Genomic DNA, 20,370 nt, shown 5'->3' with positions numbered 1-20,370 from the left:
GACCTCCTCTCTAAAGTTGGACGGCTTTTGGTGGAGGCAAGGTCCCTCCACTCCGCTCCGCTTCGCTTCGGTCGGGACGACGGGCAACTTAGAATTTGCCCCGAGCCGACCGATACCGCTCGACCTGCCGGAGGAAGCCGCTCCACAACGCGCGACGCTTCGTGAGCCAGGCGGCGCGCTCATCCTCGCGCCAGGATCGGAACGGGACACCATTCCACGGCGTGCGCTTCCGGCTTTCGTGGGTCTGCAGGTGGGAGAGCCAGACCAGGGCAGCTCCGGCGTGGGCTTCGTGGGGGAACTGGCCGAGCTGTTCGCAGTCGGGCTCGAGCCAGCGGTCGAAGCGGAGGCCGAGGGCGCGTTCGACCCGCTGGAAGTCGCGGCCGCGGTGCGCGACCTCGGCGCTGCAGATCGCAACGGCGCGGGCGCGGAAGGTCTCGAGGTCGGGTTGGGGTGCGGGGAGGGGGCGGCGGTGGCGGCGAATCAGCTCGGCGACGGTCTCTTTCGGGCGACGGGAGAGACTGTCGGGCATGCTCCCACTATCGGATCACGGCCCGGAATTTTCAAGACGCAATCCGGAAATAAATCCGGATACGGGATATGCCCGTCAGTCGCTCGGTTCGAAGCGCAGCGTGCCGGCGCGGCGCGTCGGCTGGCCGGTGTCGTTGGTGTGATTGATGCCGTCCATGACCGGCACCTCGGCGAAGTCGAAGGGGCTGACGCCCTCCAGGCAGGCCACGTTCACGGCATAGAGCGTCGTGTCGGAACGGCGTTGATGATGGGTGTAGATCCCGCAGCGCGAACAGAAGAAGTGCTGCGCCGTGCCTGTGTGGAAGCGGTAGGTGGTCAGCGCCTCCTCGCCCTCGAGGATCCGGATCCCGCCCATCTTCGCCATGACGACGACGGCGCCGCGCATCCGGCAGAAGGAGCAGGTGCAGCGGCGGATCGACTTGAAGCCGTCGCTCAGCGTCGCTTCGAACCGCACTGCGCCGCAATGGCAGCGGCCGGAGCGAACGTTTGCGTCGTTTTCGGCTCCGGCCGTCATCCTACCGTCCGCCCTTCATGAGTTCATCCCACTCCAGCACGCGGTAGACGCGGAACACCATCTTTCGGTCGACGTCGAATTCCTTGGCCGGACGGTACTGCGCGAGCTTCAGGGTCTTGGCCGAGATGCCGACCAGGAGCTTGACCACGGTCTGGCGCACGCTGGAGCCGGCGATCGGCCTGAACTCGACCACGACATGGTCGTTGACGCTGGGGGCGCGGTCGCGCTCGACATAGATCAGGCTGTTGGGCTTGCGCCACGGCCACATCGAATCGCCCACCACGTTCAGCGCGAACACGTCGCCGCGGCCGTGGATGCCCGGCGGGCGCGCGACATGGTCGATCACCGTGCCGTTCATCTCGAACTCGCCGTTGCCGTCGCCGCCCATCGCCGTGCCATAGAGCGGCACGTCGTTGGCCATGTGGCCGAGCATCGGCCGGCCGGGCGCATCGAAGGCGGGCACGACGTTGCCCGCGAGATCGGTGGCGAAGGCGGAGGCCGCGCCGTCGGCCGTCGCGGGGAACTCGCCCTGCAGCTCGGCGACGCCGACCGGACGGCCGGTCTTCTTGGCCGCGCCCGCCGCGAGGCGCGCATAGGTCTTGTCGGTCAGCGTCTTGGCGCCGGTCGGGTCGTCCAGGAATTTGCGCAGCGTGCCGTCTCCCAGTCCGGAGAGGCTTTCCCACTGGGCGACGTTGAGGCCGGCCCCGGCCATGAAGGCACGCAGGGCCTGGCGGCGCTGGTTGGCGTCGAAGGCCATGCCGTCAGTCTGGCATTTTCCGGACGGGTTTCCGAGAGGGGAATTTTCCGGAATCCGTCTTGAAGTCGGACAGTAATCCGGATACCTTTCCGGGATGGCCGCGTCTCCGAAGCTCTCCCCGCCCGTCCTCCACCCGTTCCTGGTCGAGGACGCCGCCGACTGCCTGGGCTTCGAACGGGCCGGCGGCTACTCGGCCCGCGCCGCTCGGATGGCGACCCGCGACGTGCTGGCCGATCGCGCCCGCGCGCTGGGCTATCCCGATCGCGAGATCGAGCGGGTGGTCGATGCGGCCCTGGCGGCGGCGGCGCTGCAATGAGCAATCCCCGTCACCCAAACCCCCATCACCCAAACCTTCGTCGTCTCGACCGGAGCCTCGCGCAGCGAGGCGGAGCGGAGAGACCTTCTCTCTACGATTTGCCGGCTTTTCGGGTCTTTCCGAACAAGCTGGAATCACACCACCAACCTCATGCTGAGGAGGCTGCGCAGCAGCCGTCTCGAAGCATGGGCACGAGCACCGCGTTTGTTGCCCATCCTTCGAGACGCCGCGCATGCGCGGCTCCTCAGGATGAGGTGGGTGTATGATCTATCTGCATCGCAAAGACTCTAGGGGAGAGAAGCTCTCTCCACTTTGCCTCGCTGCGCGAGGCTCCGGTCGAGACGACGGAGGCTTTGCGGCGAGGCTACTGCTCGCCCAGCCAGTGCGGCCAGCTGCCCTTGCGCGCCTTGCGGGCTTCGAACTCGGCGTCGGCGTAGCGCTGGGCGGCGCGCGGCTCCCACGACAGCGGCTCGTCGAGCTCGTGGCCGTAGACGACGCCGGAGGCCAGCATGGCGCCGCCGAGATCGATCGGCTGGGCCTCGTCGAGCGCGCATTGCGCCACCAGCCGGCATTCCGAATCGTAGCGCGCGATGCGGCACTTCACCTTGTGGTCGGCCCGCGCCAGCAGATCTTCCAGCGTCGCCCGCGCGCGCATGCCGGGCACCGTCTCGACCCTCTGCGCATCGCGCAGCGCCGGCGCCTGCACACCCCAGATCCGCAGCGGCGTCTTGAGCCCGCTGCCGCCCAGCGACTCGCCATCGAGGGCGAAGGCCTGGCCGGACCAGGTCTGCGGCAGCGCGCCGTTGGTGGCGGTGCAGCCCTGCGGCCTGGCAGGCGGCGCGGCCGGAGCCGCGGGCGCAGCGGCCGGCGGCTTGGCGTTCTGCGCCCAAGCGGCGGGCGCCATCAGCGCAACTGAGAGGGCGGCGAGGGCGAGTCTCTTCATGCGCCGACCGTGACTTCCGTTTGAGGCGAGGTAAAGGCCGATGGCACGCACCAGAACGATCAAGATCGAGCTTCCCCTGTCCTGCCGTGAAGGAGCGACGCGATGAGCCGCGGCCGTCCCTGGAGCGCCGACGATGCGGCGCAGCTCCGCCGGCTGCTCGCCGCCGGCGAGACCGATGCGCGGATCGCCGAGGCGATGGACCGGCATCCCGACATGATCCGCCGCCAGCGCCGCGCCGCCGGCCTCGCGCCCGGCCAGTCGCGCGCCGCCACGATCATGCTGATGCGCGTGAACCGGCGGCGGTTGGGCAAGAAGGTCGCCGGCAAGTACGACACGGAGAGCCCCTGATGGCCGAGCGACCCACGCAGTTCAGCGAGGCGCTGGCGGCCGAGATCTGCCGCCGCCTCGCCGACGGCGAGCTGCTGTGCGACATCTGTCGCCCGGCCCGCATGCCCAGCCGCGACACGGTGCGCCGCTGGCAGAACGAGCAAGCCTTGTTCCGCGACCGCTATGCCATCGCCCGCGACCAGCAGGCCGATGCGCTGGCCGAGGAAGCGATCCAGATCGCGCGCAACGCCGATGCCGACACCGTGGCCGTCTGCCGGCTGCAGATCGACACGATCAAATGGCTCATCGCCAAGATCGCGCCGCGGCGCTACGGCGACAAGCTGCTGCCCGACGCGACCCTGAAAGTCTCGATCGGCGACGCCATCGAGAAGGGGCGGGAGCGGGTGCTGCGGTTGCGGGCGGGGTGAGGGCGGCAGCTAGGGTCTTTCCGATCGAGATAGAAGCACCGTCACCCCCAACCTCATGCTGAGGAGGCCCGAAGGGCCGTCTCGAAGCATGGGCACGAGCACCACCTTTGTCGCCCATCCTTCGAGACGGCTGCTGCGCAGCCTCCTCAGGATGAGGTGGTGTGTGGGTGAGCTTGAAGCGGAAAGACTCTAGAGCGGGCGACCCGGCGACGACAGGGACCTTTCTCTTCCGCGAACGAGCGAACCGCAACGGCCCTCAGGGCGACATGTGATCGCCCTGAGGGTCTCCGAAGCGTTTCTCAGATGCGCTCGATGATGATCGCCGGGGCCATGCCGCCGGCGGCGCACATGGTGACGAGGCCGAACTGCTTGTCCTGCCGCTCGAGCTCGTCGAGGACGGTGCCGATCAGCACGGCGCCGGTCGCGCCGATCGGGTGGCCGAGCGCGATCGAGCCGCCGTTGACGTTGACCTTGTCGCGATCGAGATCGAGATCGCGCACGAACTTCTCCGAGACGACGGCGAAGGCCTCGTTGATCTCCCAGAGGTCGATGTCGCTCGTCTTGAGGCCGGCCTTCTCCAGGACCTTGCGGGCCGCCGGCACCGGCGCGTTGAGCATCAGCTCGGGGCTGTCGCCCATGTTCGCCATGGCCACGACGCGGGCGCGCGGCTTGAGGCCATGGGCCTTGGCGTAGTCGGGCGACGCCAGCAGCACGGCGGCCGAGCCGTCGACGACGCCGGAGGAATTGCCGGCATGATGGACATGCTCGATCTCGAGGCCGGGATAGGCCTGCAGGATCAGCGACCGATAGGTCATGCCCTTGTCGTCGAGCGGGATGTCGGCCATCGCGGCGAAGGCGGCCTTGAGGTTGGCCAGTCCCTCGCGAGTGGTCTGCGGACGCGGATATTCGTCGCGATCGAGGGCCAGCGTGCCGTCCTCCTTGTAGACGGGGATCAGGGACTTGTTGAAACGGCCCTCGGCGATGGCGATCGCCGCGCGCTGCTGGCTGATATAGCCGGCCTCGTCCAGCGCCTGGCGCGGAATCTTCTCCAGCGTGGCGATGGCGTCGGCGCAGATGCCCTGGTGCGTCTGGGGATGATGCAGGCGCAGGCGCAGATTGCCGTTGTCCATGACCGGCGGCCCGCTGCCGCGGCTGCGGTCCATGGACATCATCTCCGTCCCGCCGGCGACCACCAGGTCTTCCATGCCCGACTTGATGCAGGCGGCGGCGAGGCTCACGGCGCTGATGCCCGACCCGCAGAAGCGGTCGATCGTGATGCCGCTCGCCTTGACGTCATAGCCGGCATCGAGGGCGGACATGCGACCGAGATCGCCGCTCTGCTTATTGACCTGGGCGGCGGTTCCCCAGATCACGTCGCCGACTTCCTTTGTGTCGATCTTGTTGCGGTCGGCGATCGCCTTGAGGACGGTCGCGCCGAGCTGCTGCGGATGAACCTCCCACAGCGCGCCCTTGCCGGCCTTGCCGACGCCGCGCGGCGTGCGGCAGGCGTCGATGATCCATGCTTCGGTCATTGTTCTGTCCTTTCCCGGTCCCGGTTCAGCGCGGCGCCATGCGGATGGCGCCGTCGACGCGCACGTCCTCGCCATTGAGATAGCCGCAGGTGATCATCGTATGGGCGACCTGGGCATATTCCTCGGGGCGTCCCAGACGCTTGGGGAACGGCACCGAGGCGGCCAGCGCCGCCTTGACGTTGTCCGGTGCGCGCGCGAGCAGCGGCGTGTCGAAGATGCCGGGCAGGATCGTGTTGCAGCGAATGCCCTCGTTGGAGAGGTCGCGCGCCACCACGAGCGTGATGCCGACGACGCCGGCCTTCGAGGCCGTATAGGCGACCTGGCCGATCTGGCCGTCCTCGGCCGCGACCGAGGCGGTGTTGAGGATCACGCCGCGATCGCCGTCGGCCTGCGGGGCCAGCGTCAGCATGCCCGCGGCCGACTTGGTGATGCAGCGAAACGTGCCGATCAGGTTGACGTTGATGATGCGCTCGAAGTTCTCCAGCGGATATTCCTTGGGCGCGCCGGTCGTGCGGTCGAGCGAGGCGGTCTTCTGGGCGCCGCCGCCGACACCGGCGCAGTTCACCAGAATGCGCTCCTGCCCGTGCGCTGCCCGCGCCTTCGCGAACCCGGCCTCGACCTCCTCGGTCGACGTCACGTTGACCTTGCAGAAGACGCCGCCGATTTCCTTAGCGAGCGTCTCGCCCTGTTCCGCGTTGAGGTCGAAGATCGCGACCTTCACGCCGTGCGAGGCCAGCATGCGCGAGGTGGCGGCGCCGAGGCCGGACGCGCCGCCCGTGATGACCGCGGCCACTGTCTTGTCGAGTTGCATGAGCGAAAATTCCCCCGGGGATATGATTTCGTGAGTGGGTCGCCCGGATTGTTAGAGCATGGCGACCGCGCTTGGCCAGAGGTGTGGGTCCGCGTCTCAAAACGTGAAGCCGCGATCCGGAATAGAAGGCGCCGTGCGCAAAAGCTCTTCGTTCTCGTCGATCTTAGCAAAAGGGGGCGTCAGTAACCGAGTCGCGATAGAGGCTCGCGTGGTTGTTGGCACCGCCTAGCCGACGGCGAGCTGCTGCGCGACATCTGCTGCCCGACCCACATGCCCAGCCGCGACGCCGCGCTCCGCTCGCAGGGCGAGCCCGGCCTTTTCCGTGACAGGTACGCCGTGGCCCGCGACCAGCAGGCCGACGCGCTCGCCGAACAAGCGATCCAGATCACCCGCAACGCCGATGCCGACACCATCTGCCGGCTCCAGATCGATACGATTAAATGGCTCGCCGCGAAGATCGCGCCGAGGCGCTAGGACGAGAAGGTAGTGCCTGACGCGATCGTGAAAGTGTTGACCGGCGACGCGATCGAGAAGGGGTGGCAAAGAGTAGGGTGGATGCGGGAGGGGGTGAAGGCGGAGTAACTTACGCGCCTTGGTAGTGAATGCATTGACTAGCGTGCAACCCGCGGCCTAGCTTTGCTTTTAAGCTCTCGTGCGAGAGCCTTCTCCAGATTCAGTCGCGACTCCAACTTGAATTGGTCGAGCTTGTTCGGCACCGAACTCATGAGCGGGTTACTTTTGCGCTTCAAGGTCCAGAGTTCGGAGACAATTCAGCAAGCATTGGTTACCTTGGGACATTTATTCTTCGACTACAAAAGCTCTATTCAAGTTTGGCTCAAGCTATAACGACTGGCCCAACGCGACGGGGCCCAATAGCAACAGCCATTAGAGAAGCAACGAGTCCTCATCTGGATTTCCGCGACATCGCGGATCAAATTCGTAAACTTCCAGCCGAAGTGATGATTGTGGATGCTCGCCGCAAAAATGGGTTGCTCTTGCCGGATTTCTTCGACTTCACGTAGTCAGTGTGATTGGGCACCGTCGAACCCGATGACTCGATGTTCGTGATCGGTCGCGGCGACATCTTCCTTGATATCTCCTCACCTTCGGCGCCATTCGTCAATATCACTTAGTTGAACAGGGACGTTTCGGCGGGCGCGAAGGCAACGAATGATGCTTGTTGCAGAGCAAAAGCCGAAGCGTCTGGTCGCAATCCGCCGTTCGGCACTAACTCTGATACTGAGCAGCGCGGCGGAGCGATCCGACCCACGCCTCCCTCAGCCATCACTCTCCTGCCCCAGCCGGGCGAGGCGGGTCCGGGCGGCGGTGCGCTTGCTGTCGCGGCGGTGCTTGTAGGCGAGCAGGTCTTCCGCGCGGATGCGGCGATGGGTGCCGATCTTGTGGTGCGGGATTTCCCTGGTCTCGAGCATCTTCACGAGGAACGGCCGGGAGACCTCGAGCATGTCGGCGGCCTGCTGGGTCGAGAGATCCGCGCCGGACGGCACGAGCGTGACCGCGCAGCCCTGGCCGATGGCTTCCAGGAGATCGAGCACCAGGCGGGCGACCGCCGGCGGGAGGTCCACGTCGGCGCTCTTGGCGCCCTTCTTGACGTGAAGCGACAGGCCGCCGCGCTTGTCCCGGTGACTCGCCAGGGCCGTGCCGGCCTTCGCGGCCTTCTCGGCTTCGTTGGTCGTCGGGAGGCGTTGGGAAAGCGAGTCGTCGACGGGCATCGGGGTCTCCAGCTGGTGTGTGTCGCCGCAGGGGCGGAGCGCGCACTATAAACGAAACAATCGAAATAGTCGAAACATTCGAAATGAATGTCGCGGGGCGGGGAGAGGGGCCGAAATCGGCGTCCGGCCGCGAGAATGGTCTTGACATACAAAGGCCGGAAAGTCCGCCCAGGGTCTCGCGCATGGCCACCAGTTCGATCGAATGGACGAACGCGACCTGGAATCCGGTCGCGGGCTGCACGGTTCTGTCGCCGGGCTGCACCAACTGCTACGCGATGCGCCTGGCGGCGCGTCTCGAGGCGATGGGCATGGCGAAGTATGCCGGGCTGACGCGCACCTCCGGCGGGCGGGCGAAGTGGACGGGCGCGGTGCGGCTCGATCGCGCGGCGCTGGGCGTGCCCGAGGGCTGGAAGAAGCCGCGCATGATCTTCGTCAACTCGATGTCGGACCTCTTCTGGGAGGCCGTGCCGGAAGCCTTCGTCGCCGATGTCTGGGACGTGATGGCGCGGACGCCGCATCACACCTACCAGATCCTCACCAAGCGGCCCGAGCGCATGGAAGGACTGACGGCGCGGCTGCCGCTGCTGCCCAACGTCTGGCTGGGCACGAGCGTCGAGAATGCCGACCATCTCTTCCGCATCGATCACCTGCGCCGCGTGCGGGCGGCCGTGCGCTTCCTGTCGCTGGAGCCGCTGCTGTCGTCGCTGGTCTCGGCGGTCCCGGGCGGCCTCGATCTCGGTGGAATCGATCTGAGGGGGATCGACTGGGCCATCGCCGGCGGCGAGTCTGGTCCCGGCGCGCGGCCCGTCGATCCGGCCTGGGTGCGCGAGATCCGCGACGCCTGCCGCGCGCAGGGCACGGCGTTCTTCTTCAAGCAGTGGGGTGGGACGAACAAGAAGAAGCAGGGCCGCATGCTGGATGGGCGGACCTGGGACGAGTTTCCGGCGGCGGGCCTGCGGGCGGCCTGAGCCGCCTCGCCGAAGGGTGGCGATGGACCGCAACTAAACCGGGCTGCGCTCGTTACGCGCCACACCCTAACCCCGGGAGCTCGCCATGAGCGGTTTGTTCGATTTCGTGAAGACCATCGGCCGCAAGATCTTCGGCGAGGGCGAGGCCGATCCGTCGGCCAAGATCAAGGCCGAGATCGAGAAGGCCAATCCCGGCATCAAGGATCTCGGTGTCTCGTTCAAGGACGGCGCCGTTTCGCTCACGGGCAGCGGCCCGGTCGAAGCGCTGCAGAAGGCCATCCTGATGGCCGGCAACATCATGGGCGTGAGCGAGGTCAAGGTCGACGGCGCCCAGGTCGCCGCGATCGACGACGGCACGCAGTATTACATCATCAAGTCGGGCGACACGCTGTCGGCCATCGCCAAGCAGTTCTATGGCGATGCCAACATCTATCCGAAGATCTTCGAAGCCAATCGCGAAGTCATCAAGGACGCGAACCTGATCTTCCCCGGCCAGAAGATCCGCATTCCCAAAGCCTGAACCGTCGTCGCTGCGTCGCGCTTTCATCTCCGCCCTGCGATAGCGCGCGCGCCAACCCGATAGTCCTCCCCGACCGCATCCTCTAGGCTTCCGGCCAAGCAGGCGACATGACCTGCCGGAAACGATCGGGGAGGAGAGATCGATGCGCCTGACACGTCGTGCCGCGCTGGGCGGTCTTTTGGCCGCGTCACCCGCTTTGGCCGCGTCACCTGCCATCGCGCAGACGCGTGCGCCGGCGAGCGACTGGCCCAACCGGCGGCTGCGGCTGGTCGTGCCGAGCGCGGCCGGCGGCTACGAAGTCTATGCCCGCATCCTGGCGCCGCGGCTCGCCGAGCTGCTGGGCCAGCCGGTGGTGGTCGACAACAAGCCCGGCGCCAACGGCATCATCGGCATGCAGGAGGTCCAGCGCAGCGCGCCCGACGGCTACACCTTCATGTTCGCCCATGTCGGCGCCATCTCGATCGGCAGCAGCATCTATCCCAACATGCCGCTCGATCCGGTCGACGATCTCGCGCCGATCTCAGTGGCCGTGACCTCGCCGCTGGTCTGGGTGGTGACGCCGTCGCTGCCCTTCAGGACGATGCCCGAGTTCGTCGCCAGGGCGCAGGCCGAGCCCGGCCAGTGGCGCTATGGCCTGCCGGCGTCGGGCAGCATCCCGCACCTGGTCGCCGAGGACACGAAGATCCGCCACAGGCTCGACATGCCGGCGGTGCCCTATCGCAGCACGCCGCAGTCGCTGCTCGCGGTGATCAACGGCGAGGTGCCGATCACGGTCGACAGTCTGGGCGCCAGCGCCGGGCACATCGCCGGCGGCAAGCTGCGGGCGCTGGCCATCACCTCGCGCGAGCGCTCGCCGCGCCTGCCCGACGTGCCGACCATGATGGAGCTGGGCCTCGACAAGCGCGAGTGGGTGGCCTGGTACGCCTTCATGGCGCCCAAGGGCACGCCCGACGAGATCGTCCAGCGGCTGAACGGCGCCATCAACCAGGCGCTGCAGGAGGAGGCCATCGCCAACCGCATCCGGGATCTGGGCGCCTCGCCCCGGACCACGACGCCCGACGAGACGCTGGCCTTCATCGCGCAGGAGCGCACCGATTTCGGCGCCATCGCCAAGGCCGGCAACATCCGCGTGGAGTAGGGGCCGGCCGCGTTTGCCCCGCGTACGCTTCTTGTCCTGCCGCCCCGTCGCCGGGCAAGAACCGTTAAGGCGCGGATGGGGCTAACGAACGAAACGAACGATTATTGCCGGGAGTGAGGCGCGGCGCGCCATTCCGGAGTAGGATGCACCGATGTCTGATATCGAAGCTCTCCGCAAATCGCTGGCCCTCTCCTCCGAGGGGCTGGCTTCCGAAGACAAGAAGAAGATGGCGGTCGACGCCATCAAGACGATCATCGACGCGCTGGGCCGCGGCGTGGGCCCGTTCGGCGAATGGGAGCAGCGCTGCCTGGCCGCCGCCATCGTGGCGCTGCGCGCCGGCAAGAACGACGAGGCCCGCTCGCTGGCGCGGCGCGCGATCTGGCCGGAGGAGAATCGCCGCAATTCCGGCGTCGCCCGCCTGCTGCTGCGGCCGGGCATGCTGACCCTGCCCGAGCTCACCCGCGAACTCGAAGTCGCCGTCACCATGCCCTCGCGCCGCGTCCGGCCGGTCGAATAGGGCCCCCGGCCCGCTCTCGAATACAATTGATACAAAAGGGCGGGGGGTAACGCCTCGTCCGCGCCCCGGCCTGTCGTGATATCCTGCCACCGGCGCTTTTATGAGGGTACCGGTGCGCAGGGACGACAGGAAGCTTGCCGAGCTCGAGACCAATCTCAACCGGCTCCGCGACGATCTCAACGATCTGTCGAAGGAGCTGAACGTCAATCCGCGCAACACCAGTCTCGTGATCCGCCGGGTCAACCTGATGGGCCGGATCGTGGCCACCCAGTCCAACGTCGAGCAATTGCGCGGCACCCTGCGCCACGCCTGAGCGCGCGCCGCCGTCGTCTTTGCGCGCAAGCGAAAGGTCGCTCGCTGCGCTCGGGATGACCCCGTTTTTCTGAACTGACGCACCGCGCCAACCCGAGCGCGATTGATCCTGCACACCGTGAGGGACCGTTGCCGTCGCGCCGCCGCTATTGCCGGGACGCCACGCAGCCGTCGATGCGGGCGCTCATCGTGTCGGGATCGCCGAGGTCGAAGCGGCGCGTCACGTTGCGCGCGGGCAGCAGCACCTCCATGAGCTTCGAGGCGAAGAACGGGTCGGTGAAGTCGTTTTCCAGGACCGGGCTCCACAGCCGGTCGGGCGATCGCTGGACCAGGGGGAAGGTGAAGCGCCTGCCGCTGGGCTGCAGGACGACGACGACCTCGTCCCGGGCGCCGCTGGTCGGCGGGCCCGCCAGGATGAAGTGACGCCGGCCGTCCTCGTCGAAGCTCAGCCGCAATCCCTCATTGTCCGCGCCCGTCGTGTCGGCGACGCAGCTTACGAACCGGCCCTTGTCGTGGACGATGGCGATGTCCCAGCCGCCGAACGTGCCGATCTTCCGGGTCTGCGCACCCGCGGGCGGCGCCGCGGCGAACGCCGACGCCATCAGTCCCAGGACCAGAAGGCCTCCCAAACGCCGAACCATCGCATCTCCCCCTGAGGGCGCCGCTATGCCACGAATTTGCACGCGCGTGCAGCCGGATGCTGTTGCCGTCGCGCGCCCGATGGGCCAGAACAGGCGCGGGTGTCCGCACAACGGTACGGGCAGGGAATAGCGCTGGTCGGGCCGCCAGCGGTCCTTTGTCTTTGCGAGACCCATGACCCGCAATCCCAACGTGCGTCCGACCCTGTTGCGCCGCTTCATCGACGGCGAGGCCTCGGGCGGCATCGTCCTGATGGTGGCCGCGGCGCTGGCGCTGATCGTCGCCAACTCGGCGCTGGCGCCCGCCTATTTCGCCGCGCTGAAGACCTATGTCGGGCCGCTCAGCGTCTCGCACTGGATCAACGATGCGCTGATGGCGCTGTTCTTCCTGCTGGTCGGGCTGGAGATCAAGCGCGAGATCGTCGACGGACAGCTCTCGACCTGGCCGCGCCGCATCCTGCCCGGCCTCTGCGCCGCCGGCGGCATGGCGGTGCCGGCGCTGATCTTCGCCGCGCTCAACTGGCACAACGGCCAGGTGATCCGCGGCTGGGCGATTCCCACCGCGACCGACATCGCCTTCGCGCTGGGCGTGCTGTCGCTGTTCGGCAACCGCGTGCCCGCGTCGATGAAGGTGTTCCTGACCGCGCTCGCGATCATCGACGATCTCGGCGCGGTGCTGATCATCGCCGTCTTCTACACCGGCAATCTCGACCTCGCGGCGCTGGGCGGCGCGGCCGCGGTGCTGGCGGCGCTGCTGGCGCTCAACCGGTTCAAGGTGAGGGCGCTGCTTCCCTATCTGATGCTGGGCGCGGTCCTGTGGCTGCTGGTGCTGCTGTCGGGCATCCATGCCACGGTCGCGGGCGTGGCGCTCGCCTTCACCATTCCGCTCGGCCGTCCCGTGGCCGGCGGGCGCGCGCCGGCGCCCGGCTCGCCGCTGCACACGCTCGAGCACGCGCTGATCAAGGTCGTGCCGTTCTTCATCATCCCGATCTTCGGCTTCGCCAATGCCGGCGTCTCGCTGGCGGGCTTCGATGCGGCGAAGCTGGTCGATCCGCTGACCCTGGGCGTCGCGGGCGGGCTGCTGCTCGGCAAGGTGATCGGCGTCTATGGCACTGCGCTTGCTACGGTGAAGCTGGGGTTCGCCGACGGTCCGACCAACGCGGCCCCCTTGCATGTGCTGGGTGTGTCGCTGCTCTGCGGCATCGGCTTCACCATGAGCCTGTTCATCGGCCTGCTGGCCTTTCCCGACAGTCCGGCCCTGCAGGACGGCGTGAAGATCGGCATCCTGCTGGGCTCGCTGGTTGCGGCGGTGCTGGGGACGATCGTGCTTCTTCTGAGCCCGCGTCCGGGCGGCGCAGAAGCAAAGGCCTTCTAGGAGGCGCCGGCCGCGCGAGTCGATTGCTTGCGCTGCATCCACGCTGCTAAAAGATTGTCAAACGACCTTTAATCACTTTTCAGAGATTGGCTGGCGCATGGCGCTCCATTGGACGATCGATTCGCGGGCTAAGATCATGGTCGCCACCGGTGACGGGCCCATCGATCTCGACGAAGTCAATCGCATGCTGGACATGATCGTCGGGTCCAACATCCTAGGCTATCGCAAGCTGTTCGATGGCCGGCTGGCCCAGACTCAGATGGAGCCCGAACATCTGCTCACGGTCGGCGTCCGCCTCCGGTCGATCCACGAGGCGGCGGGCAGCGGGCTGGGGCCGCTCGCCCTCGTCGTGCGCGACGAGAATTACTGGCAGGTGGCGCGGCTGCTGGGCATCCTCGCCGTGCCGAAGCGGCCGATGCGCGTGTTCAAGCAGGCGGACAAGGCGCGCGTCTGGCTCGATTCGCCCGCCATCCTGGCCAGCACGCCCGCCTGAGACGGTCCGGCTACGGCGTCGGGGCCGCAACCCCGCCGATGTCCGGCGCCCGGTCGTAGAAATCGACCTGCAGGCGCATCCTCCCCAGCGGCTCCACGTGGTGCGGCTGGTCGGGCAGGACGAGCCCCGGGCGATCCGGGGTCAGGATCGTTGCCGCGCCGCCGGCAACGACGAACCTGACCTCGCCCGCGAGCACGCGGATCACGCCCCACACGCCCGCCTTCGTCCGGTGCTCGCGCCGCAGTGCCGCGGGCAGCGTCGTCTCGTCGAACACCGGCGTCGATTTGTAGGGGGCGGGGGAGGGCATTTCGTTCCTCATGCGTCGGCGCTGGTTCCGCGTTTTGTCCGCGCGTCGCGGCGTCTCAGATGCCCCCGCCAAAGCGGGCGAGGTTCAGCTTGAAGCTCTCCGCAATGCGCCCGGCCCTGACCTGCAGGGCGCGCGCGGCGGCGGGCGGCATTTCCGCCTCGGTGGCCTCGCCCCACAGCGTGAGCCAGCGGTCGAACATCGCCGGCGTGATCCGCGCGCGATGCCGGAAATGGGCCGCCATCGGCCTGCCGTCGTAGCGGCCGGTGCCCAGCATCACCGAGGACCAGAAGGCGGCGAGCTTGTCGAGATGCAGCGGCCAGTCGTCGATCGCGTCGTTGAACACCGGGCCGATCAGCGCGTCGGACCGGACGGCGGCGTAGAAGCGGCCGACCAGCCGGGCCAGGCTCTCTTCGTCGACGCCGTCGATCTCGCCAAACGCCAGGCCGCTCATCGCCTCGCTCCGATCCCATGCCGGAGAGACATCGGGGCGCGGCCTCAGTATTTCGTGTCGCCGCCGCCGCTGGAGGCGCCGCGCGCCGAATCCTCCTTGATCCGCTGCTCGAGCATGGTCGAGGAGCTGGTGGCGCCGTTCCAGGTGCCGTTGACGTTGGAGCGGACGCCCATGTAGCGCTCCGACGCCGCGCCGGTGGCGCCGGGGTTGCCGCCGGTCGGGCCGGCCGTGCCGGTGCCGGCGCTGCCGCTGCAGCCGGCCAGAGCCAGGAACAACGCCGCGAACGGCATCTTCTTCATCGACATGAAAACCTCCGCGGAAGAGCTACGGGGCCTGCCAACAGGCGCCCGCCGACGACGTTGCATGGTTTTCCCTGGGCGCGGCGTTGGCAAGGGCGTTGGCGGCAGCATCTGGGCGATGAGGCGGCCTGAGCCGCGGCGGACAGCAGCGTGGCGAGCCCATCCTGTCGCCAGGCCAAGTGGGGCCCGTCTCAGCGCTGATGGATGTCGTCAGCCTCAATCGCCGCTTTCAGTGCGGCGATTGAGGCCTGCTTTCGCCGCACAATCTGCGGAGAAAGAGCGACCCATTCACCGCACGACGCCGTCCACGGCGCCGCATTCGGCGTTACACCGCCGGCGCCCATCGCGCGCGGGCCTCGTTCAGCACGTCGGCGACGCGCTGGGGCGGGAGTTCCCAGAAGCTGCCGAGTTCCACGCTTCCGGTGAGGTAGCGCCGCCAGGCAGGCTTCGGCGGGCCCAGGTGCGTGAACTCGCCGACGACGACGGTGAACCGTCGCGGTCTGGACAACACGTAGAAGCGGGCGAAGGCGCTCCAGGGATAGTCGACGGTGCGAAACGCATGGCGCCAGATCAGTCCGTGCGGGTCGAGAATGAGCGTCGCGGGGCGAACCGCCATCGCACCGAACGTCACGAGGCAAAGTCCCAGAAAGCCCAGGAAGATGAGATGCCAGGCGGAGTAAACGCGCACGGGGATCAGCAGGATGAGGCCGCCCACGACGATGAGACACAGGCACAACAAAGACAGTTTCAGCCGGTCCTGCCGCAGCACGATCGGCGGGTCGTCGAGCGACCCTTCGACCGCCGGCATCCATTTGGGAAGGCCGAGCTCTTGCTTGGTTCGCAGTCTGGCAGGGCGTGTCATCCGTCCCGCCGATCATGCGAAGGCGGTTGGCCTTTCGCAATGGCCGACGCTGGCCGCGCGCTATCGCTGGCGCAGGGAGGCCACGGCGCCGTAACCGGCGAGGGCGCAGAGGCCGGCCAGGAGGACGAAGAACAGCGCGAAGGGATCGCGGCGGCCGAGGCCCATCCACAGGGCGGCGCCGGCGAAGGCCAGGGTGAGGACGAGGGCGCTCCACCAGATCGCGCGCACGCCGACGCGGAGCTTCTGGATGCGCTCGACGGGTTTTGGCTTTTCGTCCGGATTTTCGCGCGGTGCTTCCTGGGGCGGGTCGCCGGCACCGGGAGGGTCGCCGATCGGGACCTCCTTGCCGGGCTTGGGATCGTCGAGGGGGGGATCTGCGGCCGTGCGGAAGTCTGACATGGTCCTCAACGCAGCAGGCCACCGGGGGCTGCGTCGCTAGGGACCCTGTGGCCGCGAGGACACGCTCCGCTCGAAAGGTTGCCCGGCACGGCGGCGCGCCGGAACGGTCTTGCACCCGTGTCGTTCGCTCTCCCGTCGTGCAATGCGACGACGATTTCGAACAATGAACGGGCAACGGGATACCGACATGGACGACAGCTCTCGCCACCTTCTACTCGCGACCTTCGGCTACCTGCTGTTCATGGGTGGTCTCATCGGCACCCTCGGCGCGGCCTTCGGGGGCTGACACCGTCGCCACGCCACGACCCGAGTGATTCGCATATCTCGCGCAATGCTCCCGCCGGTTGCGCCCGGCGGGTTTCGGGTGTTCGATGGCACTGCAGTCCAACGCCGGAGGGGCGCATGGCCATGCAGGACTTCATCCGCCGCAAGAACATCGAGAACCTGACGAAGCAGCTTGCGAGCGGCCGGCTCGACGAGGCGCAGCGCGACTATGCCGAGAGACGGCTGGCCGAGGAACTCGCCGACGAGAGGGCCTGCTCGCTCACGAACGCTCGCGCCCTGGAGCCGGTGCCAGATCCCGCGCCCTGCTGATCGCGACGCGCGGTCAGGCGCTGCCTCAGGCGCGGCGGCGGTCGATCTCGGCGCGGGCGTTGCGGCGCGCCATCTCTTCGGCCACTTCCGTGGGCACGCAGATCTTGTTCACGGGATTGAGCACCGTGCCCAGCGACTTGGCGATCACCAGCGCGACCGGGATGCCGACGATCGACAGGCACAGTGCGAACACCTGGATTGCGTTCAGGATCACGAACAGCACGCCGAACGGCAGGTAAACCAGCATCACCAGCGTCGAGTAGGCGCGCCACAGCGGGTTCTGCGGCATGTCGAGGTCCGACTTGCTCACCATCTCGTTGCCGAACGGCGCCAGCAGGAACTTGCCGAATTCCATCAGCCCGAGCCCCAGCGGCGCGGTGACGACCAGCAGGGTGAGCACCAGGCCGAGCAGCCAGTAGAAGGCCGCGGTGAGGAAGCCCAGGAACGGGATGTGCCACAGAATATTGCCCAAGGTCCTCAACGTCGCTCTCCCCCTGCCGCGGCCCGCGGCCTCGCGGCCTCGCGGCCACCATGCGCCGTCGGCCGTGAGGATGGCAATCGCTGCCGCTCACATGCGATAGGCGCTGGCGACCTGGGGAGCGTCGGGCGGCTTGCGGGTGAAGCCGAGCGGGCCGGCTTCGGCGGCGCCCAGCCACTTCATCTCAGTCGGGCCCGTGAGATGCAGGAACACCATGATCGAGGTGTAGGGCGTGCCGCGTGCCAGCGCGTTCTGCGCGATCAGCTCGTTGCAGGCGGCCGAGCGGCTGCGATCGCCGGCGGTGTAGCAGGAATGCAGGCCGAGCCGGCCGCTGCCTTCGATCGTGCGGTGCGCGCCCGACAGGAACAGGATCTGCGCGCAGGCCGAAGCACAGCTCGCGCCGTCGCGTACCACGGTGGCGACGCGCTCGCGGTCCATCACCTCGACCATGGCGAAGGCCTCGACGATGGCGCCGCCGGGACCGTCGAGCGCCAGCACCTTGTATCCGGCCGGATCGCGGTCGGCCGATTGCAGCGCGATGCGCAGGCGCGCGGCGTCGCCCTCGGCCACCGGCCCCTCGGCCAGCACGATGCGCGTGCCGTCGGGCCGGGTCAGGGTCGAGAAGGTCATGGCCCCGGCGGGCGGAACGATCCCGCCGATCAGGAGCAGGACGGTGAGCCAGCCGACACGGAGGAAGTCAAAGGCGCGCATGCCGGGCCGGGGCGTCTTCGCGGGACGGCGAAACGGGACCCTGCTGCCAGGCGAGTTCCTCCGCCTCGGCGACGTCCTTCGCCAGCATCCTGTTCATCATCCGGGCAAGCTCGTTGCGACGGTAGGGCTTCACCAGCAGGTTGGCATTGGGCTTGATGTTGCCCCGCTCGACCAGCGCGTGCTCGAAATAGCCTGACGTGAAGAGGATCCTGATGTCGGGGCGGATCGTGCGCGCCTCCTCGGCAAGCCGGCCGCCGTCCATGCCGGGCATGATGACGTCGGTGAATAGCAGGTCGATGCTTTCGTCGCGCGCCAGGATGTCGAGCGCTTCCGCGCCGCTGGCCGCACTGAGCACCTCGTAGCCCAGGTCCTCGAGCTGGTGCATCGCCATCACCCGCACGACCTCGTCGTCGTCGACCAGCAGCACCTTCGGCGCCCGCCGTACCGGCGTCGCCGCCGGTCGAGTCGCGGCGTCGCGCGCGGCCTCCAGCGCCTGCATCATGAGACCGAAGGCCACCAGATTGTGCTGCGGGTCGCGCAGCGGGATCACGACCTCTCGCACCTCGAGGCCGGTGCCGTCGCTGTGCGTACGCTGGCAGATCTCCTCATGCCGGCCATAACGCCGGGCCTTGGCCAGCGACGGCGGCGCGCCGGCCGCGTCGAGGGTCTCGGGGGGAACGATGCGGGCAAAAGGCTGTCCGATCGCATCGGCTTCCTCGTAGCCCAGCAATCCCTTCGCGCCCGCATTCCAGCTCAGCACCTTGCCCTCGATGTCGAGCAAGACCAGCCCGCAATCGCGCAGACTGTCGACCATGAGCTGCTTCAGAATATCGGACCCCAAAATATGCACTTGCCGCTCCGCGGGTTGAAAAAGCAGCGCTTGTGAACAGCCCTGCAACCATTGCTACGCTTGAGCGTCAGATTCGGTTTCGGGACACATTCAGCCCTCACCGAATCGTGACGTCACGTGGGCTCCATTGGAACAGAACGAGGGCGGCATGACGGATCTCCGTGAGACGATGCACGACAGGGTCACGGGCGGGGCGGGCTTCGTGGCCGCGCTCGACCAGAGCGGCGGCTCGACGCCGAAGGCGCTGGCGCAATACGGCATCGCGGCCTCCGCCTATTCGAACGAAACGGAAATGTTCGGGTTGATGCACGAGATGCGCGTGCGGATCATGCGGGCACCGTCGTTCACCGGCGAGCGCGTCCTCAGCGCCATCCTGTTCGAGCGCACGATGCGCGGCACCGCCGACGGCACGCCCGTCCCGGCCTTCCTGTGGAGCCGCGGCATCGTTCCCTTCCTGAAGGTGGACGAGGGGCTGCTGCCCGAGCGCGACGGGGTCAGTCCGATGAAGCCTCTGACCGGCCTCGAGGCACGGCTGGCGGAGGCGGCGGATCTCGGCGTGTTCGGCACCAAGATGCGCTCGACCATCCGCACGGCCTCGCACGAAGGCATCGACGCGGTGGTCGGACAGCAGTTCGAGATCGCCGCGCAGATCGCGCGGCAGGGGCTGATGCCGATCGTCGAGCCTGAGGTGCTGATCGACAGTCCCGACAAGGACGCCGCCGAGGCGATGTTGCGCGACGCGCTGCTGCGCCGCCTCGATGGTCTGCCCGAGGGCGTACAGGTCATCCTCAAGCTGACGCTGCCGAGCGATCCGGGGCGCTACGGCGACCTGCTGGACCATGGCCGCGTCGCGCGGCTGCTCGCTTTGTCCGGCGGCTATCCGCGTGCCGAAGCCTGCCGCCGCCTCGCCGCGACGCCGGGCATGATCGCGAGCTTCTCGCGCGCGCTGACCGAAGGGCTGAACGTCACGATGAGCGATCCCGAGTTCGATGTGGCCCTCGCGCGCTCGATCGCCGAGATTCACGCGGCCTCGACGCGCAAGCGGGTCGGCGACTAGGGGCGTCTGGCGGGCGCGGTGCCGCGTGCCTCGATGCGCCGGAGCGCCCACGCCATGCTAACATGTCTCCAACAGGCCTGGGTCAGCTGGAGACGATTGGATGGCAGAGAGGAAGAAGGCACGCCCGCCCGCCCGCCGTGCGGCGGCCGCGAAGCCGGTCGCCCGCGGCGTCTCGGGCGGCAGGCCGGTGCCCTGGGAGCGACTGGTGCGCTGGTATCCTGCCTGTCATCTCGTGACCGGCGAGCACGAGGCCGACCGGATCGACCGGCCGAAGCTGCTGGGCCGGCTGATCGTGGCCCTGCGGGCCAAGGGCGACTGGGCGATCCGCGTCAGCCGCGACCGCGGCCGCCTGCTCGTGCAGGCCGCCTTCGAAGACGAGAACGACGCGCTGCGCCTGACCGAAGTGGTGGGCGCCAGGCCGGTCCGCCGTTATGTCGGCTGGGCCACGCAGCAGGAATTCGCGTTCGACCCGGAGGTCGCCGAGCGCCTGCGCAAGGCGCTGATGCTGACCTGAA

The 20,370-nt window shown here is 67.9% G+C and carries 29 protein-coding genes and 1 pseudogene; 14 read left to right on the top strand and 16 right to left on the bottom strand.

Annotated features, from left to right (window positions below):
• Nucleotides 1-88: 88 nt before the first annotated feature.
• From ACP15H_RS15575 to ACP15H_RS15565, 3 genes are all read right to left on the bottom strand, one after another.
• Nucleotides 89-529 carry a hypothetical protein gene (locus tag ACP15H_RS15575; RefSeq protein ID WP_425067096.1) on the bottom strand — a complete coding sequence of 147 codons (441 nt, stop codon included), beginning with the start codon at nt 527-529 and terminating at the stop codon, nt 89-91.
• Nucleotides 530-604: 75 nt separating this feature from the next.
• Nucleotides 605-1,042 carry a GFA family protein gene (locus tag ACP15H_RS15570; RefSeq protein WP_425067095.1) on the bottom strand — a complete coding sequence of 146 codons (438 nt, stop codon included), beginning with the start codon at nt 1,040-1,042 and terminating at the stop codon, nt 605-607.
• 1 nt (nt 1,043) lies between these two features.
• Nucleotides 1,044-1,799: a S24 family peptidase gene (locus ACP15H_RS15565; RefSeq protein ID WP_425067094.1), complete on the bottom strand. Its 756-nt coding sequence runs from the start codon at nt 1,797-1,799 to the stop codon at nt 1,044-1,046.
• Nucleotides 1,800-1,893: 94 nt separating this feature from the next.
• Here ACP15H_RS15565 and ACP15H_RS15560 point away from each other — a divergent pair, with 94 nt between their 5' ends.
• Entirely contained in the window at nt 1,894-2,115 is a 222-nt protein-coding gene (locus ACP15H_RS15560; RefSeq protein WP_425067093.1) for a hypothetical protein, read from the top strand.
• Between the two features lie 364 nt (nt 2,116-2,479).
• Here the strand turns inward: ACP15H_RS15560 and ACP15H_RS15555 are convergent, their stop codons facing one another.
• The gene (locus ACP15H_RS15555) at nt 2,480-3,058 is read right to left on the bottom strand and encodes a thermonuclease family protein (RefSeq protein ID WP_425067092.1); all 579 of its coding nucleotides are present in this window, start codon (nt 3,056-3,058) and stop codon (nt 2,480-2,482) included.
• Nucleotides 3,059-3,160: 102 nt separating this feature from the next.
• Between ACP15H_RS15555 and ACP15H_RS15550 the strand changes: the two genes are divergently transcribed.
• Both ACP15H_RS15550 and ACP15H_RS15545 read left to right on the top strand, forming a co-directional pair.
• Nucleotides 3,161-3,406, top strand: a complete 246-nt coding sequence (locus ACP15H_RS15550; protein ID WP_425067091.1) for a hypothetical protein — start codon at nt 3,161-3,163, stop codon at nt 3,404-3,406.
• The gene (locus tag ACP15H_RS15545) at nt 3,406-3,813 is read left to right on the top strand and encodes a hypothetical protein (protein ID WP_425067090.1); all 408 of its coding nucleotides are present in this window, start codon (nt 3,406-3,408) and stop codon (nt 3,811-3,813) included. The genes ACP15H_RS15550 and ACP15H_RS15545 overlap by 1 nt, the downstream gene beginning before the upstream one ends.
• A gap of 299 nt (nt 3,814-4,112) precedes the next feature.
• Here ACP15H_RS15545 and ACP15H_RS15540 read toward each other — a convergent pair whose 3' ends face one another.
• The gene (locus ACP15H_RS15540; RefSeq protein ID WP_425067089.1) at nt 4,113-5,345 is read right to left on the bottom strand and encodes an acetyl-CoA C-acetyltransferase; all 1,233 of its coding nucleotides are present in this window, start codon (nt 5,343-5,345) and stop codon (nt 4,113-4,115) included.
• A gap of 25 nt (nt 5,346-5,370) precedes the next feature.
• A complete protein-coding gene (locus ACP15H_RS15535; RefSeq protein WP_425067088.1) occupies nt 5,371-6,156 on the bottom strand; it encodes an SDR family NAD(P)-dependent oxidoreductase in 786 nt (261 codons plus the stop codon).
• Nucleotides 6,157-6,387: 231 nt separating this feature from the next.
• On the opposite strand from ACP15H_RS15535, the pseudogene ACP15H_RS15530 reads away from it, so the two are divergent.
• A pseudogene (locus ACP15H_RS15530) lies at nt 6,388-6,630 on the top strand (hypothetical protein); the annotation flags it as partial.
• Nucleotides 6,631-7,433: 803 nt separating this feature from the next.
• Here the strand turns inward: ACP15H_RS15530 and ACP15H_RS15525 are convergent.
• Nucleotides 7,434-7,886, bottom strand: coding sequence for a helix-turn-helix domain-containing protein (locus ACP15H_RS15525; protein ID WP_425067087.1), 453 nt, complete (start codon nt 7,884-7,886; stop codon nt 7,434-7,436).
• 182 nt (nt 7,887-8,068) lie between these two features.
• Here ACP15H_RS15525 and ACP15H_RS15520 point away from each other — a divergent pair, with 182 nt between their 5' ends.
• The 5 genes from ACP15H_RS15520 to ACP15H_RS15500 all read left to right on the top strand — a co-directional run bounded on the left by ACP15H_RS15520 (nt 8,069) and on the right by ACP15H_RS15500 (nt 11,342).
• On the top strand, nt 8,069-8,854 hold the full coding sequence (locus ACP15H_RS15520; RefSeq protein WP_425067086.1) for a DUF5131 family protein: 786 nt from the start codon (nt 8,069-8,071) through the stop codon (nt 8,852-8,854).
• 85 nt (nt 8,855-8,939) lie between these two features.
• The gene (lysM, locus tag ACP15H_RS15515; RefSeq protein WP_425067085.1) at nt 8,940-9,374 is read left to right on the top strand and encodes a peptidoglycan-binding protein LysM; all 435 of its coding nucleotides are present in this window, start codon (nt 8,940-8,942) and stop codon (nt 9,372-9,374) included.
• A gap of 142 nt (nt 9,375-9,516) precedes the next feature.
• A complete protein-coding gene (locus ACP15H_RS15510; RefSeq protein ID WP_425067084.1) occupies nt 9,517-10,512 on the top strand; it encodes a Bug family tripartite tricarboxylate transporter substrate binding protein in 996 nt (331 codons plus the stop codon).
• Nucleotides 10,513-10,663: 151 nt separating this feature from the next.
• On the top strand, nt 10,664-11,029 hold the full coding sequence (locus ACP15H_RS15505; protein ID WP_425067083.1) for a hypothetical protein: 366 nt from the start codon (nt 10,664-10,666) through the stop codon (nt 11,027-11,029).
• 112 nt (nt 11,030-11,141) lie between these two features.
• Entirely contained in the window at nt 11,142-11,342 is a 201-nt protein-coding gene (locus tag ACP15H_RS15500) for a hypothetical protein (RefSeq protein WP_425067082.1), read from the top strand.
• Between the two features lie 145 nt (nt 11,343-11,487).
• Here ACP15H_RS15500 and ACP15H_RS15495 read toward each other — a convergent pair whose 3' ends face one another.
• Entirely contained in the window at nt 11,488-11,982 is a 495-nt protein-coding gene (locus ACP15H_RS15495; RefSeq protein ID WP_425067081.1) for a hypothetical protein, read from the bottom strand.
• Between the two features lie 172 nt (nt 11,983-12,154).
• Between ACP15H_RS15495 and nhaA the strand changes: the two genes are divergently transcribed.
• Complete coding sequence (gene nhaA / locus ACP15H_RS15490; RefSeq protein ID WP_425067080.1) at nt 12,155-13,354, top strand: Na+/H+ antiporter NhaA; 1,200 nt, start codon at nt 12,155-12,157, stop codon at nt 13,352-13,354.
• A 97-nt stretch (nt 13,355-13,451) separates the two neighbouring features.
• Nucleotides 13,452-13,847 (top strand): hypothetical protein, encoded by a 396-nt coding sequence (locus ACP15H_RS15485; protein WP_425067079.1) that lies wholly within the window; start codon nt 13,452-13,454, stop codon nt 13,845-13,847.
• A gap of 10 nt (nt 13,848-13,857) precedes the next feature.
• Here the strand turns inward: ACP15H_RS15485 and ACP15H_RS15480 are convergent, their stop codons facing one another.
• From ACP15H_RS15480 to ACP15H_RS15460, 5 genes are all read right to left on the bottom strand, one after another.
• On the bottom strand, nt 13,858-14,154 hold the full coding sequence (locus ACP15H_RS15480) for a DUF1971 domain-containing protein (protein WP_425067078.1): 297 nt from the start codon (nt 14,152-14,154) through the stop codon (nt 13,858-13,860).
• Nucleotides 14,155-14,209: 55 nt separating this feature from the next.
• A complete protein-coding gene (locus ACP15H_RS15475) occupies nt 14,210-14,605 on the bottom strand; it encodes a group III truncated hemoglobin (RefSeq protein WP_425067077.1) in 396 nt (131 codons plus the stop codon).
• 44 nt (nt 14,606-14,649) lie between these two features.
• A complete protein-coding gene (locus ACP15H_RS15470) occupies nt 14,650-14,910 on the bottom strand; it encodes a hypothetical protein (protein WP_425067076.1) in 261 nt (86 codons plus the stop codon).
• Between the two features lie 319 nt (nt 14,911-15,229).
• The gene (locus ACP15H_RS15465; protein ID WP_425067075.1) at nt 15,230-15,766 is read right to left on the bottom strand and encodes a hypothetical protein; all 537 of its coding nucleotides are present in this window, start codon (nt 15,764-15,766) and stop codon (nt 15,230-15,232) included.
• A gap of 60 nt (nt 15,767-15,826) precedes the next feature.
• On the bottom strand, nt 15,827-16,165 hold the full coding sequence (locus ACP15H_RS15460; protein ID WP_425067074.1) for a hypothetical protein: 339 nt from the start codon (nt 16,163-16,165) through the stop codon (nt 15,827-15,829).
• A gap of 402 nt (nt 16,166-16,567) precedes the next feature.
• On the opposite strand from ACP15H_RS15460, the gene ACP15H_RS15455 reads away from it, so the two are divergent.
• Nucleotides 16,568-16,759: a hypothetical protein gene (locus tag ACP15H_RS15455; protein ID WP_425067073.1), complete on the top strand. Its 192-nt coding sequence runs from the start codon at nt 16,568-16,570 to the stop codon at nt 16,757-16,759.
• Nucleotides 16,760-16,784: 25 nt separating this feature from the next.
• On the opposite strand, the gene ACP15H_RS15450 is transcribed toward ACP15H_RS15455, so the two are convergent.
• The 3 genes from ACP15H_RS15450 to ACP15H_RS15440 form a co-directional block, all read right to left on the bottom strand.
• Nucleotides 16,785-17,240 carry a YccF domain-containing protein gene (locus tag ACP15H_RS15450; RefSeq protein WP_425067072.1) on the bottom strand — a complete coding sequence of 152 codons (456 nt, stop codon included), beginning with the start codon at nt 17,238-17,240 and terminating at the stop codon, nt 16,785-16,787.
• 87 nt (nt 17,241-17,327) lie between these two features.
• Nucleotides 17,328-17,948, bottom strand: coding sequence for a hypothetical protein (locus ACP15H_RS15445; protein WP_425067071.1), 621 nt, complete (start codon nt 17,946-17,948; stop codon nt 17,328-17,330).
• Nucleotides 17,935-18,762 carry a response regulator gene (locus ACP15H_RS15440; RefSeq protein ID WP_425067070.1) on the bottom strand — a complete coding sequence of 276 codons (828 nt, stop codon included), beginning with the start codon at nt 18,760-18,762 and terminating at the stop codon, nt 17,935-17,937. Before ACP15H_RS15440 ends, ACP15H_RS15445 begins: the two co-directional genes overlap by 14 nt.
• A 184-nt stretch (nt 18,763-18,946) precedes the next feature.
• Between ACP15H_RS15440 and ACP15H_RS15435 the strand changes: the two genes are divergently transcribed.
• Entirely contained in the window at nt 18,947-19,855 is a 909-nt protein-coding gene (locus tag ACP15H_RS15435; protein WP_425067069.1) for a fructose bisphosphate aldolase, read from the top strand.
• A 100-nt stretch (nt 19,856-19,955) separates the two neighbouring features.
• Nucleotides 19,956-20,369, top strand: coding sequence for a hypothetical protein (locus ACP15H_RS15430; protein ID WP_425067068.1), 414 nt, complete (start codon nt 19,956-19,958; stop codon nt 20,367-20,369).
• Nucleotide 20,370: the final 1 nt, after the last annotated feature.

It is taken from the genome of Reyranella sp. (assembly GCF_965249915.1).
Classification (GTDB): Bacteria; Pseudomonadota; Alphaproteobacteria; order Reyranellales; family Reyranellaceae; genus Reyranella.
The sequence above is the reverse complement of the archived record's forward strand: the minus strand, read 5'-3'. Positions and strand labels throughout refer to the sequence as shown.

Coding starts and splice junctions, on each gene's coding strand:
- ACP15H_RS15485 (WP_425067079.1), top strand. CDS start 13,452: ATGGCGCTCCATTGGACGATCGATTCGCGGGCTAAGATCATGGTCGCC.
- ACP15H_RS15520 (WP_425067086.1), top strand. CDS start 8,069: ATGGCCACCAGTTCGATCGAATGGACGAACGCGACCTGGAATCCGGTC.
- ACP15H_RS15570 (WP_425067095.1), bottom strand. CDS start 1,042: ATGACGGCCGGAGCCGAAAACGACGCAAACGTTCGCTCCGGCCGCTGC.
- ACP15H_RS15475 (WP_425067077.1), bottom strand. CDS start 14,605: ATGAGCGGCCTGGCGTTTGGCGAGATCGACGGCGTCGACGAAGAGAGC.
- ACP15H_RS15565 (WP_425067094.1), bottom strand. CDS start 1,799: ATGGCCTTCGACGCCAACCAGCGCCGCCAGGCCCTGCGTGCCTTCATG.
- ACP15H_RS15550 (WP_425067091.1), top strand. CDS start 3,161: ATGAGCCGCGGCCGTCCCTGGAGCGCCGACGATGCGGCGCAGCTCCGC.
- lysM (WP_425067085.1), top strand. CDS start 8,940: ATGAGCGGTTTGTTCGATTTCGTGAAGACCATCGGCCGCAAGATCTTC.
- ACP15H_RS15470 (WP_425067076.1), bottom strand. CDS start 14,910: ATGTCGATGAAGAAGATGCCGTTCGCGGCGTTGTTCCTGGCTCTGGCC.
- ACP15H_RS15480 (WP_425067078.1), bottom strand. CDS start 14,154: ATGCCCTCCCCCGCCCCCTACAAATCGACGCCGGTGTTCGACGAGACG.
- ACP15H_RS15510 (WP_425067084.1), top strand. CDS start 9,517: ATGCGCCTGACACGTCGTGCCGCGCTGGGCGGTCTTTTGGCCGCGTCA.
- ACP15H_RS15455 (WP_425067073.1), top strand. CDS start 16,568: ATGGCCATGCAGGACTTCATCCGCCGCAAGAACATCGAGAACCTGACG.
- ACP15H_RS15560 (WP_425067093.1), top strand. CDS start 1,894: ATGGCCGCGTCTCCGAAGCTCTCCCCGCCCGTCCTCCACCCGTTCCTG.
- ACP15H_RS15440 (WP_425067070.1), bottom strand. CDS start 18,762: ATGGTCGACAGTCTGCGCGATTGCGGGCTGGTCTTGCTCGACATCGAG.
- ACP15H_RS15445 (WP_425067071.1), bottom strand. CDS start 17,948: ATGCGCGCCTTTGACTTCCTCCGTGTCGGCTGGCTCACCGTCCTGCTC.
- ACP15H_RS15430 (WP_425067068.1), top strand. CDS start 19,956: ATGGCAGAGAGGAAGAAGGCACGCCCGCCCGCCCGCCGTGCGGCGGCC.
- ACP15H_RS15575 (WP_425067096.1), bottom strand. CDS start 529: ATGCCCGACAGTCTCTCCCGTCGCCCGAAAGAGACCGTCGCCGAGCTG.
- nhaA (WP_425067080.1), top strand. CDS start 12,155: ATGACCCGCAATCCCAACGTGCGTCCGACCCTGTTGCGCCGCTTCATC.
- ACP15H_RS15535 (WP_425067088.1), bottom strand. CDS start 6,156: ATGCAACTCGACAAGACAGTGGCCGCGGTCATCACGGGCGGCGCGTCC.
- ACP15H_RS15545 (WP_425067090.1), top strand. CDS start 3,406: ATGGCCGAGCGACCCACGCAGTTCAGCGAGGCGCTGGCGGCCGAGATC.
- ACP15H_RS15540 (WP_425067089.1), bottom strand. CDS start 5,345: ATGACCGAAGCATGGATCATCGACGCCTGCCGCACGCCGCGCGGCGTC.
- ACP15H_RS15465 (WP_425067075.1), bottom strand. CDS start 15,766: ATGACACGCCCTGCCAGACTGCGAACCAAGCAAGAGCTCGGCCTTCCC.
- ACP15H_RS15495 (WP_425067081.1), bottom strand. CDS start 11,982: ATGGTTCGGCGTTTGGGAGGCCTTCTGGTCCTGGGACTGATGGCGTCG.
- ACP15H_RS15505 (WP_425067083.1), top strand. CDS start 10,664: ATGTCTGATATCGAAGCTCTCCGCAAATCGCTGGCCCTCTCCTCCGAG.
- ACP15H_RS15525 (WP_425067087.1), bottom strand. CDS start 7,886: ATGCCCGTCGACGACTCGCTTTCCCAACGCCTCCCGACGACCAACGAA.
- ACP15H_RS15435 (WP_425067069.1), top strand. CDS start 18,947: ATGACGGATCTCCGTGAGACGATGCACGACAGGGTCACGGGCGGGGCG.
- ACP15H_RS15460 (WP_425067074.1), bottom strand. CDS start 16,165: ATGTCAGACTTCCGCACGGCCGCAGATCCCCCCCTCGACGATCCCAAG.
- ACP15H_RS15555 (WP_425067092.1), bottom strand. CDS start 3,058: ATGAAGAGACTCGCCCTCGCCGCCCTCTCAGTTGCGCTGATGGCGCCC.